Annotated in this window: 11 protein-coding genes; 5 read left to right on the top strand and 6 right to left on the bottom strand. The window is 62.7% G+C overall.

Annotation, left to right across the window (positions count from 1 at the left end; genetic code table 11):
- From tilS to dacB, 3 genes are read right to left on the bottom strand one after another with little or no spacing between them, the layout of a single operon-like run.
- On the bottom strand, positions 1-978 hold the full coding sequence (gene tilS / locus ACBG85_RS03470; protein ID WP_372026230.1) for a tRNA lysidine(34) synthetase TilS: 978 nt from the start codon (positions 976-978) through the stop codon (positions 1-3).
- The gene (locus tag ACBG85_RS03465) at positions 979-2,052 is read right to left on the bottom strand and encodes a zinc-dependent metalloprotease (RefSeq protein WP_054826775.1); all 1,074 of its coding nucleotides are present in this window, start codon (positions 2,050-2,052) and stop codon (positions 979-981) included.
- Positions 2,052-3,461, bottom strand: a complete 1,410-nt coding sequence (dacB, locus tag ACBG85_RS03460; protein WP_050656873.1) for a D-alanyl-D-alanine carboxypeptidase/D-alanyl-D-alanine-endopeptidase — start codon at positions 3,459-3,461, stop codon at positions 2,052-2,054. Before dacB ends, ACBG85_RS03465 begins: the two co-directional genes overlap by 1 nt.
- A gap of 103 nt (positions 3,462-3,564) precedes the next feature.
- Here dacB and ACBG85_RS03455 point away from each other — a divergent pair, with 103 nt between their 5' ends.
- A complete protein-coding gene (locus ACBG85_RS03455; RefSeq protein ID WP_003941181.1) occupies positions 3,565-4,056 on the top strand; it encodes an inorganic diphosphatase in 492 nt (163 codons plus the stop codon).
- 106 nt (positions 4,057-4,162) lie between these two features.
- Here the strand turns inward: ACBG85_RS03455 and ACBG85_RS03450 are convergent, their stop codons facing one another.
- The 3 genes from ACBG85_RS03450 to ACBG85_RS03440 form a co-directional block, all read right to left on the bottom strand.
- Positions 4,163-4,993, bottom strand: coding sequence for a crotonase/enoyl-CoA hydratase family protein (locus ACBG85_RS03450; protein WP_007727023.1), 831 nt, complete (start codon positions 4,991-4,993; stop codon positions 4,163-4,165).
- Positions 4,994-5,039: 46 nt separating this feature from the next.
- The gene (locus ACBG85_RS03445; RefSeq protein ID WP_124568973.1) at positions 5,040-5,246 is read right to left on the bottom strand and encodes a hypothetical protein; all 207 of its coding nucleotides are present in this window, start codon (positions 5,244-5,246) and stop codon (positions 5,040-5,042) included.
- Positions 5,247-5,379: 133 nt separating this feature from the next.
- Positions 5,380-6,909, bottom strand: a complete 1,530-nt coding sequence (locus ACBG85_RS03440; RefSeq protein ID WP_230691628.1) for an LCP family protein — start codon at positions 6,907-6,909, stop codon at positions 5,380-5,382.
- 122 nt (positions 6,910-7,031) lie between these two features.
- On the opposite strand from ACBG85_RS03440, the gene ACBG85_RS03435 reads away from it, so the two are divergent.
- From ACBG85_RS03435 to ACBG85_RS03420, 4 genes are all read left to right on the top strand, one after another.
- On the top strand, positions 7,032-7,850 hold the full coding sequence (locus tag ACBG85_RS03435; protein WP_007727026.1) for a polysaccharide deacetylase family protein: 819 nt from the start codon (positions 7,032-7,034) through the stop codon (positions 7,848-7,850).
- A 4-nt stretch (positions 7,851-7,854) separates the two neighbouring features.
- The gene (locus ACBG85_RS03430) at positions 7,855-9,834 is read left to right on the top strand and encodes an amino acid permease (RefSeq protein ID WP_007727027.1); all 1,980 of its coding nucleotides are present in this window, start codon (positions 7,855-7,857) and stop codon (positions 9,832-9,834) included.
- 481 nt (positions 9,835-10,315) lie between these two features.
- Complete coding sequence (locus ACBG85_RS03425; protein ID WP_065351888.1) at positions 10,316-10,558, top strand: hypothetical protein; 243 nt, start codon at positions 10,316-10,318, stop codon at positions 10,556-10,558.
- A gap of 804 nt (positions 10,559-11,362) precedes the next feature.
- Entirely contained in the window at positions 11,363-12,397 is a 1,035-nt protein-coding gene (locus ACBG85_RS03420; RefSeq protein ID WP_081557307.1) for a diiron oxygenase, read from the top strand.
- Positions 12,398-12,606: the final 209 nt, after the last annotated feature.

Raw genomic sequence — 12,606 nt, 5'->3', positions numbered from 1 at the left:
TCAAACCCTTCGTCGGTCTTCGAATCCGAGGATCAGCCTGCCACGTCGCCGGGCCGCCACCAACCTCGCCTCCGGTGTTCCGCCCCCGATCGCGACGCCGCCTTGCCCCCGCCAGTCGGTCACCAGGGCGTCGACTGCGCGTAACTGTTTGTCCGTCAATGCTTTTGCGCCGCCCTGCAGCAGCCAGGCCCGCAGAGCGCGTCGGCGGATTGCGGTGGGCGCTTCGGCAAGTGTGTCCACTTCCACTTCTCCGTCGACGACAACCCGTAGGAGTAGGGCTTCGGCGTACTCGTCGAGCGCCTCGCCGTCCTCACGCAACTGCGTCGCGGTTCGGGCCAACGCTTCGGGAACTCCCCCGCCGAGAATTTCTTCGAGCAGCGGCAACGCCTCGTGCCGCAGACGTACGCGAGTGAACTCGGGATTGTTGTTGTGCGGGTCCTCCCACGGCGTGATTCCCAGGTCGACGCAGGCCGCCCTGGTCACCGATCGCCGGATGCCGAGGAGCGGCCGTCCCCAGGGAGCGTCGAATGCAGCCATACCTTGAATCGATCGCCCACCGGACCCGCGCGAGAGTCCGAGAAGCACGGTCTCGGCCTGATCGTCGAGCGTGTGTCCGAGCAGAACCGGGAGGTCAGTTCTGGCGCCGCGGAGAGCGTTGTACCGAGCCTCACGCGCAGCGGCTTCGAGACTCCCACCATCGGCTACGTCGACTGTCAGCACCGTCGCGGTCCGGCAACCCAGCGCCAGCGCCTGGTCTGCGGCCGAGCGCGCGACGGCATCCGAACCATCTTGTAGGCGATGGTCCACGATCAACGCGTCGACCGAATCGGTTTCCGCCACCGCTGCTGCGGTCAACGCCAATGAATCGGCGCCCCCGGACAGGGCGACGACCACACGAAGTCGTGGCTCGAATGCGACCGTCCACGCCCGCACGGCCTGTCGCAGCGCCAGTAGGGCAGGCGTCTCAGGCAGCAGCATCTAGCCGAGAACGCGCTTTACCCACGCGTCGGGATTGTCGATCTCGTCGAGCAACGGCAAGGTCTCGGGCCCGGTCCAGATGGTGTTGAACTGCTCCATGCCGACCTTGAGAACCACCGCGTCGACGAAGGCCTTGCCGCGTACGTACTGCGCCATCTTGGCGTCCATGCCGAGCAGCATCTTGATGATCCGCTGCACGGGGTTGGACTTGCGCTGCCGACGCTTGTCGAAGGCCGCGCGGATAGTTGACACCGACGGCACCACAGCGGGACCGACGGCGTCCATCACGTGGTCTGCATGCCCTTCCAGGAGAGTGCCGAGTACGAGCATCCGATCCAGCGCGTCACGCTGGGGTTCCGCCTGCGAGGCGCGCAGCAGTCCGATGATGCCGCCCGCCGTCGCACCGTCACTGGAGTCGGGTTCCTTCCGCGAGCGCAGCTCTGCAGCAAGGCGCCCGACAACGTCGGTCATCGACTCGTCCACCGTCGCACCAAGCGTTTCGACGGATTCCTTCATGTACTCCGCTAGCCACGGCGAGGACGAGAACTGAACCCGGTGCGTGACCTCGTGCAGGCAGACCCACAACCGGAAGTCACTCGGGTTCAGCCGAAGGGACCGTTCGACGGAGACGATGTTCGGTGTGACCAGAAGCAGGGTGCCGTGCTCGCCGGTGAACGGGTCGTACTGCCCGAGGATCGCCGAAGACAGGTACGCCAGCATGGCGCCGGCCTGCAAGCCCGCCGGCTTTCCGACGATGAGATTGCCACTGCCGTCGGGATCCGCGCCGGTGAGATGTGCCATCGACCGCGAGGCCGCCGTGATCCACCCGGCCCGGTCAAGCACGTCAGCAGCCGGGACCGGTAGACCGTCGGCCAGCCCGGTCACTTCACGAACCGGCAGTTCTGCGCGCTCGGACGCTTCGGCGAGTTCTGCGGTTGCCGTCTCGGCCGTGTAGCGAGACATCGCGGGGCCGCCGCGCGCCAGTTTTATCCCGGCTTTGGCGGCAAGACTCCAGTCGACGGCACCACCGAGCGGAGCCGAGGCTTCATCGTCTTGTGGAGTCTTTTCGGCCACTATTGGCACCCGCAATTCCTCAATGCTCCGGCAATCGCGTCCAGGGCAGGACGGCTCACTTCTGGCGGCCGGTCATTGGACATCAGTGCGAAGGTGAGCACTCGCCCGTTCTGATCGACCACGAACCCTGACAACGCGCTGGCCGTTGAGAGAGTTCCCGTCTTGGCTCGCACCCAACCCGCACCGGTTCGGTTTCCGGACGCGTAGCGGTCGGACAAACTTCCTGTTCCGCCGGCCACCGGAAGGTAGTCCAGCAGGGGGCGCAGTTTCGGATCACCGTCACCGGCCGCAGCCGTCATGACGCGATCGAGTACCTGAGCGGGAATGAGATCGTCGACGGACAGTCCGCTGGAATCGTGCAGCGATACACCGGTGTAGTCGAACCCGGCCGCCTGCAGGGTCTTGCCGGTCGCGTCGACGGCTCCGGTGAACGAAGCTTCGATTCCGGAGGCAATCGCGACCTCACGCCCGATGGTCTCTGCGAGCACGTTGTCGGAATGTTCCATCATCTGCAGCAGCCGGTCGCTCAGCGGCGCCGACTGCACGGTGGCGATCGGCTTGGCACCGGCAGGCGCCGCGCCGAGACTCACGTTGGCGGGATCGACACCGAGCGCCTGAGCGAGCACCTTGCCCGCGTCCAACGCGGGAGTTTCCGAACGCGGCGACTCGTCTTGAGTGCCGTCGTACCGACCACCTTCGATCATCACCGATTCGATCGGGGTGATGTAACCGGCCGCGATGTCCGCGGGGAACCAGCCGGTGGCCATGTTGTCGCCCTTGAACAAGCTCGAGTCCACCACGACGCTGTTCACCGGCGTACCGGCAGCCTTGATCTGGTCGACGAGATCCGCGATGTGCGCTGCGTTGGCGTAGTACCCGCTCTGCCCCTTCGGCGTCGCCGTCAGCGTCGGGTCACCGCCGCCGACCAGAACGACCTGCCCGGGGCTCGTTCCGGGCACCACAGTCGTGGACAGCCGGTGGTCGAGCGGCAACTTCAGCAGTGCCGCCGATGCGGTCAGCACCTTCGTCGTGGACGCGGGCGTCATCGGCGTCGACGGGTCCGTGCTCCAGAGAATGTTTCCGGTGAGCGCATCAGCGACTACTCCGGTGAACTTCCCCAGATCCGGGTTGGCCACGGCCGGGCCGATCGCCGCTGCGATTCCCGACGCGCTCGGGATCGGTGCGTCCGTCGGGACGGGCACCACCTGGGGTGACGGCGTCACGAGCGCAGGCTGAGGCGACGTAGTCACGGTCGCGCTGCCCGCGGTGTCGTTCGACGTACCGAGTTTCACGACGACAACTCCGGCGACGGCCAGTACAACCACTGCACCGACCGCCAGAAGGATGCGGAAGTTACGCCGTCGACTCTCTTCCAACGAGCCGATCTTCTTCTTTCCTTGGCCCGCCAACGCCCCTCCGTCTGTGCTCTGCCTACTGGGTGGTCAGGCAACCTTATCCTTGACCCGATATCCTTCCGACGAATCATTACCGACACGACAGCGAGGAATCGGCGTGGAGTTCGACGTCACCATCGAGATCCCCAAGGGTCAGCGCAACAAGTACGAGGTCGACCACGTAACCGGTCGCGTCAAACTCGATCGCTACCTCTACACAGCTTTCGGCTACCCGGCCGACTACGGCTTCATCGAAAACACCCTGGGTGAGGACGGCGATCCGCTCGACGCCATGGTCCTGCTCCCCGAGTCGGTCTTCCCCGGCGTCATCGTCGAGGCTCGCGCAGTCGCGATGTTCAAGATGGTCGACGAGGCCGGCGGAGACGACAAGGTCCTCTGCGTTCCGGCCGGTGACCCCCGCTGGGATCACATCCAGGATCTGGGTGACATCTCACAGTTCGAGCTCGATGCGATCAAGCACTTTTTCGTCCACTACAAGGACCTCGAGCCGAACAAGCACGTCGAGGCAGCCAACTGGGTCGGCCGCGCCGAGGCAGAGGCCGAGATCGAGGCTTCGATCAAGCGTCTCGCTGCCAACGGCGGTCACTGAGCTCGAGTTCTCAGGCCTAACGAAAATCCCCGCACATCGGAAGATGTGCGGGGATTTTTGTGCTGTTTTTACTCGCTCTTGCAGTTCCTACTCACCCTTGCAGTTTCTACTCACCCTGGAAGACTGGCGGGCGCTTCTGGAAGACGGCGGTGATGGCCTCGGTCAGATCCTGCGAAGGCAGGAACGCCGCGTTCCAGGCTGCGACGTAGCGAAGGCTGTCGTTCACGCTCGCGCTGCGGGTGTGATCGAGCACGTCCTTGATCCCGTGGACGACGAGCGGCGGGTTGAGCGCAATCTCCTTGGCGGTCGCGCGCGCCGCTGCCAGTACCGCGTCGGCATCTTCGAAAACGTCGTTGACGAGGCCGATCTTCTCGGCGCGCGCTGCGTCGATGTCCTTGCCGGTCAGAGCCAACTCACGCAGGTGTCCGTCGCCGATGATCGCGGGCAGACGCGCGAGGCTGCCCATGTCTGCGACGATCGCGACCTTGACCTCGCGGATGCTGAACTTGGCATCGGCACTTGCGTAGCGGATGTCCGCCGCCGTGATCAGGTCGACGCCGCCGCCGATGCACCAGCCCTGCACAGCTGCGACGACGGGCTTGCGGCAATCTGCGACGGCATTGATGCCCGACTGCATGCGCTTGATCATGTCGTGGAACTTGGTGCGCGGGCCTGCCTGAGCCTTGTCCGCGAGGACGGCACCGAATTCACCGCTCATCGCCGGCAGGTCCAGTCCGAACGAGAAGTGCTTGCCGGAACCGGCGATGACGATTGCACGCACCTCGGGGTCGGCGTCGAGGTCGGCGAAGATTTCGGGGAGTTCACTCCAGAAATCCGGCCCCATCGCGTTGCCCTTGCTCGGCCCGATCAGCGTCACCTGGGCGATGTTGTCTTCGCGCTCGACGGTGAACGCATTCCAGCTCTTCTGTTCAGTCATTACTCAAGAGTAACTAAAGGTCCGGCTCAGCCGAAGACCGCTGCCTTCATCCGAAAATTCCTGCCTCGTCAAGTACCAGTACGACGAGGGTGACGGCCATCAGGGCGAACATGATGAGCATCGCCATCCTGGCCGCCCGCTCACTGGTCGGTGGGAAAACGCGCTGCGCCGGATGCTCGGCCACGTACTCGGACAAGGACATGGTCCTGGCACGTGAGCGTGTCGGATTCTGTACCGCTGCTGTTGTAGCCATGTCGGTGATCCTTTCAACTACGCAATCTCAGTCAGGTACCCCAAAGGTGAAGTACCCGACTGAGTTCGACTTCTCCAATGTAGACCCGCAGATCGAAGAAGTCAGCGTGAGTTTGGTGCGAATTACCTGAGAGTTAGTCCACACAGGGGATGCCGCCATTCGCGTCGGCCCGGATGGGTGATCCCTGCGCTCCCGTATCGGGAACGGTGCCGGCGGATACCGACGAGTCCGACTGCGCCGGAGCGGCCGAGAACACGGTCTGCGCATTGTCCTCACCGATCAGTACAGACACTGATTCGGCCGCTGCCTGCTCGTTAGGCACTGCGGCTACGCCCAACTGCTCGGCCAGCGCCTCTGCGACGGCTTTGGCGCCGACTCCATAGCTGACCACCGACTTTGCCGTCGCAACTGCGGTGCTCACCTCTCCGACTTCGACTCCCGACGCTTTCGTCGCCGCTGCCAACGCGGCGCCCAACCCGTCCGTCGCGGTTCCGTTGCGGATATCCACAACTTCGTTCCCGGTCGAGACAGCAGTGTCCATCGCAGGTGCAGATGCCGAGTCACCTCCCGCGAAGATCCGCGACACTTCACTACGCAGACGCGCCGGATCGACCATGTTGACGTCCTGGCCGTCGACGGTCTCGTATCCCTCGATGGGCAGGGTGTAGAAGTCGATGTTCCCACCTGCGAGAGCGCTTGCCTGAGAAGCGAATCGGACGGGATCCATGGCAGAATCGATCACCACATCCTTCTTCACCACGTCGGCCAGTGCCGTCATCTTCGGAATGTTTCCGATGACGCCGGAGCCCTTCAAGTTGGCGATCACCGCGCTGATGAAAGCCTGCTGCCGGTGGGTGCGATCCAAGTCCCCGTTGTCCAGGCCGTGGCGTTGACGGACAAACGAAAGTGCCTGTGACGCATCGAGAGTCTGAACTCCGGCCGGGAAGTTGGCGCCCGAGAAGTCATCCTGCACCGGATTGTTAAGGCACACCTGAACGGGGCCGATAGCCGAGACGACGTCGTAGAAGCCCATCAGATTCACTTCGGCAAAGTGATCGATCGGAACCTTGAGCAGATTCTGCACGGTGGTCAGTGTCGACCGTCTTCCGACTTCACGCGCTTGTTGTTCTCGTGCAGCAGGATCCGTCACACCGTCCGCTATGAGTTTGGCGTCCGCATCAGCCTTCGCCATTCCGTAGGCTTCCTTGATCTTGGCCATTCCGTAGCCGGGTACCGCGACGTAGTCGTCGCGTGGGATCGCCACTGCACTGGCCTTGCCGCCATCGCCCGGAACATGGAGCAGGATAAGCGTGTTCGTGTTGTATCCACCCACATCACTGTCCCCCGCATGCAGCTTGTCGGTGACGAACTCAGCCGGCAGGTCGCTGCCGTCCATCGCTTTACGACTGTCGAGCCCGATCAACAAGATGTTGGTATCCCCGTCGAGCGAACTGCCGGCGTCGTCACCGAGGGCGGAGAGCGCGTCCGATCGGTACAGCCCCGACGTGAGATCCGACTGCACGTACCAGCCGATTCCGACGCCCACCAGAATCGTCGTCGACAGGGACGCCGCCGCCAGCTTGCGCCCCACCGAGAGCGTCGACCGCTGCGGTTGACGCCTACGCCTGTGCCTGGTTGCCGAGTGTCGAGGTCGCGGTTCCACGGCCGACACGCTATCCACCGTTCCTGAGTAGAACCTGTCGATACCGGACACGGCTGGTCTTTCGCTGAAAGAACGCTGAGAATGAAGTCCGAATTAGGCAAATCTGCTCTAGGCTCCGCCCTGTGGACCGCCGACGCTTCCTCAGTGCCCTCGCAGCAGCAACTCTGACCGGAACCGCCGCGGTGACCATGGGAACCGCTTGTTCGTCACGTTCGGTCGGCACGGCAATCGCCGCAGCCGACGAACCAACCGACCCCGTCCCTGTCCCGGATCTCCCGCCTGCCTTGTTGCCGCCTCCACCGCCGTCTGCCCGGGTGCCGCTGCCCGCCGGCGGATCGTTGACCGCGTTACCCGGCGGTGGGGATCTGTTTGCCCTGACGGTTGACGACGGAGCCAGCTCCGAAGTCGTGCGCCTCTACACACAATTCGCAAAAGACACCGGCATCCGTTTGACGTACTTCGTCAACGGGCAATACAACTCGTGGACCGAAAACGCCGGACTTCTCAGACCGCTGGTCGAGAGCGGACAAATTCAGCTCGGCAATCACACCTACTCGCACCCGGATCTGACGTCCGTGTCGAAGCAGCAGATCGCAGACGAGCTGACGAAGAACGGCACGTTCCTGCGCAACACCTACGGCGTGGACGCGGCGCCGTACTTTCGGCCGCCGTACGGAAGGCACAACGCGACAGTCGATTCCGTGGCCGCGAGCGTCGGCTACACCGTGCCCACCCTCTGGTACGGATCACTGTCGGATTCTTCGTTGATCACCGAGGAGTACATCCTCCAAATGGCGAACCAGTACTTCAATCCGGGGGCCATCGTGATCGGGCACCTCAACTATCTGCCCGTGACCCACGTGTATCCGCAACTGGTGGACATCATCCGGAGCCGAAACCTGCGGACTGTCACGCTCAACGATGTTTATCTGAAGCCGTGACGCCGTGGTGACCGCAGCCGACAACGAGGTCCCGGCCGAAAACACGGCTCCGTCCGTGAAACAACGCACCGAGGCCTGGCTGCTCGCGGACATCACCGAGGAACCGGCCGGACATCTGGGGCCCCACCGGATGGCGCCGAAGAAGGAGAAGCGCCACCCGTGGTGGAAGGTGATGTGCCTGACGGGTGTCGATTACTTCTCCACCCTCGGTTACCAACCCGGTATCGCGGCACTGGCGGCCGGCACGTTGGCTCCCATCGCGACAGTCGTATTGATCCTGCTGACACTCTTCGGCGCTCTACCGGTCTACCGGCGAGTGGCTCGCGAGAGTCCGCACGGCGAGGGTTCGATCGCCATGCTCGAGAAGCTGCTGCCCAAGTGGCGCGGCAAGATCTTCGTTCTCGTGCTTCTCGGCTTCGCGGCCACCGATTTCCTCATCACTATGACGCTCTCGGCTGCCGATGCCACGGCGCACCTCGTCGAGAACCCTTTTGCTCCAACCTTTCTCTCCGGACACACCGTCGCCGTCACCCTGGTTCTGCTCGCGCTCCTCGCTGCGGTCTTCCTCCGCGGATTCACCGAAGCGATCGGTATCGCGGTCGGATTGGTCGCCGTCTATCTCGCCTTGAACGTGGTGGTCATCTCCGTAGGTCTGTGGCACATCGCGACCGCGCCGTCGTTGGTCACCGACTGGACGCGCGCCATGACCACCGAGCACGGAAACCCGGCGATGATGATCCTGATCGCGCTGATCGTCTTCCCGAAGTTGGCTCTCGGTCTGTCCGGCTTCGAAACCGGCGTCGCGGTCATGCCGCAGATCAAGGGCGATCCGCACGACACCGAACAGAATCCACGTGGCCGCATCAAAGGTGCGCGGCGCCTGCTCACCACGGCGGCGCTGATCATGAGCGGATTCCTGCTGACGTCGAGCCTGGTCACCACCATCCTGATCCCAGAAAACGAGTTCCAACCCGGAGGCGCTGCCAACGGTCGCGCGCTTGCCTTTCTCGCCCACGACTATCTGGGTGAGATCTTCGGAACCGTCTACGATCTCAGCACGATCCTGATCCTTTGGTTTGCCGGTGCGTCGGCAATGGCAGGGTTGCTCAATCTTGTTCCGAGGTATCTCCCCCGCTACGGCATGGCGCCGTCGTGGGCCCGCGCCGTGCGTCCGCTGGTCCTCGTGTTCAGCGTCATCGCCATCACTGTCACGATCTACTTCGACGCCGGTGTCGACGCTCAGAGTTCCGCGTACGCAACCGGTGTCCTCGTGCTCATCTCGTCGGCGACCGTCGCCGTTGCACTGTCCGCTCGTAAGCACGGTCAGCGAAAACTGTTCGTGGGGTTCAGTTTTGTCGCAGTTTTGTTCGTCTACACGACGATCGCGAACATCTTCGAACGTCCAGACGGTGTGAAAGTGGCGTCGTTCTTCATCGCCGCGATCATGGTGGTGTCCTTCCTTTCCCGGATCTCGCGAGCCTTCGAACTACGGGCAACCTCCGTCGAATTCGACGAGACCGCGCTGCAATTCATCGCCGAGGCAGCCGAGAAGGGTTACCTCGCGATGGTGGCGCACGACGTCGACCGTCTCGACGAGGACGAGTATCGGCAGAAGGAATCGCAGCAGCGCGCCGAAAGCAACATCCCGGAGGCGGAGTCGATCATCTTCATCGAGGTAAACGTCACGGACTCCTCCGAATTCAGCACCGACCTCCTCGTCCACGGCCGACAGCGCGGTGAGCACCGGATTCTGTGGGTCGACAGCCCGGCCGTCCCCAACACCATTGCGGCGGTTCTCCTGCGGACGAGGGACATCACCGGCGTGATTCCCGACGTCTACTTCGAGTGGACCGAGGGAAACCCGATCATGTACCTGCTCCGCTTCCTGTTCATCGGTGAGGGCGAAACCGCTCCCGTGACCCGTGAGGTCCTCCGCCGCGCCGAACCCGACCAGTCCCGCCGGCCACACGTCCACGTCGGTTGACGCGGCAAACGATGAGCAGAGGGTTGGTCCAGGCCTTGCACCAGGGAAGATCGCACAGAAAGAAGTGCTGCGTGCCTATATTCAGGCGAAACTCGCGAATATCACATCTTGCGTGCGAGGCTCGCCCTGAAATCCATTGCGATGGTGCGGATCTATAGGACGATCGGCCCCCGCTGCACCCACACGTCGAAGCGACTGGCTATCGCAGGTTCGATTCGTCTGTCACCAAGCGATAAAGAACGTATCCAGAAAACACTATTATGGAGACGACGCAGAGTACGAGCATGATGTCGAAGAAGATAGTCATGTTTCCCCTCATGGGTTCGACCAGAATCGATTCGTTTATCCCCGCGAAAGTTTCTCCGTGAAAATGTCCTGTTCCGCAGCTCCAATCGTGTAAAGGCGATAGCGCCTCACCACCCGAGGCACGGCTCAGCACTCCTGTGGAGTCGGATATGTGGCGGCATCGTGAGCAGAAGCAATGGGCGAGGTTTCTCCGACAGTCAATCGTTCACCGTTTCGCCGCTCCCTCACAGCCGCGGTGATCAGTTCGGCCGGCTCGTCGGTGACAGCGGTGGCGATGCACACTTGGGGCGCCCACCTCGTCTACAGCCCAACGCGTTCCGGCTTGGACCGCTTCATGCTCGGTCCCGCCGAACACGTCGGCCAGATTCTTCCTGCCGCCCACAGGACGGCGCGCCGCGACAGCAACACCCACCACTAAAGCCAGTGCCGTATAGAGCGCGATCACACCATGAAGGCCACCGCCGATCTACCGGGAGCGCCCGACGCAAACTCCGCTCTTGCAGGGCTCGGCACTGAACAAGTCTCAGCCAACCGACGGCACTTCGGTGATGGCGTCGGCGGTCACGAGCATGTCGATCTCGACGCTGTTGGTTCCGTCGCCATCGGTGACGCGCACAGTTACCCCTGCCAGAGCCATTGGTCGTCGTGCATTTCCGCCCAGAATTTCAATTCAGATAGCGACTTCCATCGAAACTGGTTGTTACACAGTCACTTAAGAAAGAGAACTGACACAACTTGAAAGTCACCGGTGAGATATTTCCACTGTTACCGATCGCCATCCGAGCAACAAACCACGGGCCATCGGATCCCAGTCGCATGACGAAAGACGTGCGGGCCGATCCACATGATCAACTGTCTGCGCCGCCTCGGATGTCGTCGCGGTGCAGGGACGCGAGTTCGGCGGGGTGAGTTCCGACCCGATCAAGCGGGACACCGACCGTGACGAGATCGCGAGAACCTCGTCCTGCATCTATCCCACCGTATAGGTCGGCAGATGCACACAACGGCCTAACGTCGACCACGTCCAGCGCCGTCGTCTCGACAGCAGGACCCACACCACCATCAAATGCCGAGAGCTGCGTGCATGGTGCGATATTGAGCGTCCCTTTCGCCCTTCCGGACTTACCCGTGGACGTGCAGACTCATACAGTTACTGTGGACGCGTAGTCACACTTAGTTTACTGTGGGCACATCTGAGGTAGATGCCACAAAGGAGCCCGAAATGCAGTTCCTAACACTTCGTCGCACGCGGCGTAACGCGCCATCTGTCCGGTTAGCTCCGGGGCGCAATACCGTCAACGAACATCGCGATTACCACGACACTCTGCGCACACTGTCCGAGGCATCCTCGACAGGGCTCCACTTCGAGGCGTTCAAAGACATCGCCTGGAATTCGCCCGAGTTCGCCGCCCCCGCGGACGACCCAAGATGGACACTCCCCGCGGTCGACCCCTTGTCCCACACCGACTGGTACCGCGCGCTCTCACCCCAGGAACAACGGCGGGTTGCCCGGATTCGGCTCGCATCTATAACAAAGACCGGCTCCCAGTTCGAGCAACTGCTCCTTCTCGGCGGTACCCAGTTCTTGATGGGCCTGGCGAACGAGAACCCCGAATTCCGCTACTTCATGCACGAACTCACCGAAGAGACACACCACATCCAGATGTTTCAGGAGTTCACCAACCGGGTGGCTCCGGAGGTACACGGTGCCCCAACGTGGCTTGTCAAGGCCTTCCCCCTGGTCGGTTCGCTGGGATCGCTGTGGCCGAGTTTCTTCTTTCAGATCATCCTCGCTGGAGAGGAGCCGATCGACCACATCCAGAAGAGCATCATGCGCGGCGGTGGCATTCACCCGCTCACCGACCGCATCATGCAGATCCATCTCGCCGAGGAAGCACGTCACATCGGGTTCGCCCATGCATGGTTGCGCCATCACGCTCCGCGCATGAGCCGATTCAACCGCCTCGCACTCGGCCTCACCACGCCTGTAGTCATGCGCATAGGGTTTTGGTCCATCGTCGTCCCTAGCCGGCAGGACGCGACGTTGCTGGGTATCCCCCGCAATGTTCTGCGCGAGACCTATTCGATGCGCAACCCCGATTTCCGGCGACTCCTTGCAGAGTCCTGCGCAGACGTCCGGAGCCTCGCCGACGCCAACGGAATGCGCACCCGGCTCACCCTCTGGTCCTGGCGGCTTACCGGAACCGACGGCCGACTGTCGCGTTACCGCAACGAGCCGTCGAGGGCCGCGGCTTGACGATCTGCAACCCGCGACGCAGCTGCCCCTCTCCCACTTCGACAGACAGCTGCGTTACCCACTCACCGCGGTCGAGGCAATGGCGCACAGATATCAGCGCGCCAACCACAGGCCCACACCCGAATCGCCCCATCGAATTGTAGGAAGCACATCCATCGAGGCCGAACCGGCGACATCAGTGCCGGCGAAGACGCAACATTTCCAATGAC

The sequence above is a fragment of the Rhodococcus sp. NyZ502 genome, from assembly GCF_041464245.1.
In the GTDB taxonomy this organism is placed as follows: Bacteria; Actinomycetota; Actinomycetes; order Mycobacteriales; family Mycobacteriaceae; genus Rhodococcus_F; species Rhodococcus_F qingshengii.
The sequence above is the reverse complement of the archived record's forward strand: the minus strand, read 5'-3'. Positions and strand labels throughout refer to the sequence as shown.

Excerpts from the sequence above, each read along its gene's own strand:
- tilS (WP_372026230.1), bottom strand. The coding sequence starts at position 978 with ATGCTGCTGCCTGAGACGCCTGCCCTACTGGCGCTGCGACAGGCCGTG.
- ACBG85_RS03450 (WP_007727023.1), bottom strand. The coding sequence starts at position 4,993 with ATGACTGAACAGAAGAGCTGGAATGCGTTCACCGTCGAGCGCGAAGAC.
- ACBG85_RS03445 (WP_124568973.1), bottom strand. The coding sequence starts at position 5,246 with ATGGCTACAACAGCAGCGGTACAGAATCCGACACGCTCACGTGCCAGG.
- ACBG85_RS03425 (WP_065351888.1), top strand. The coding sequence starts at position 10,316 with ATGGGCGAGGTTTCTCCGACAGTCAATCGTTCACCGTTTCGCCGCTCC.
- ACBG85_RS03420 (WP_081557307.1), top strand. The coding sequence starts at position 11,363 with ATGCAGTTCCTAACACTTCGTCGCACGCGGCGTAACGCGCCATCTGTC.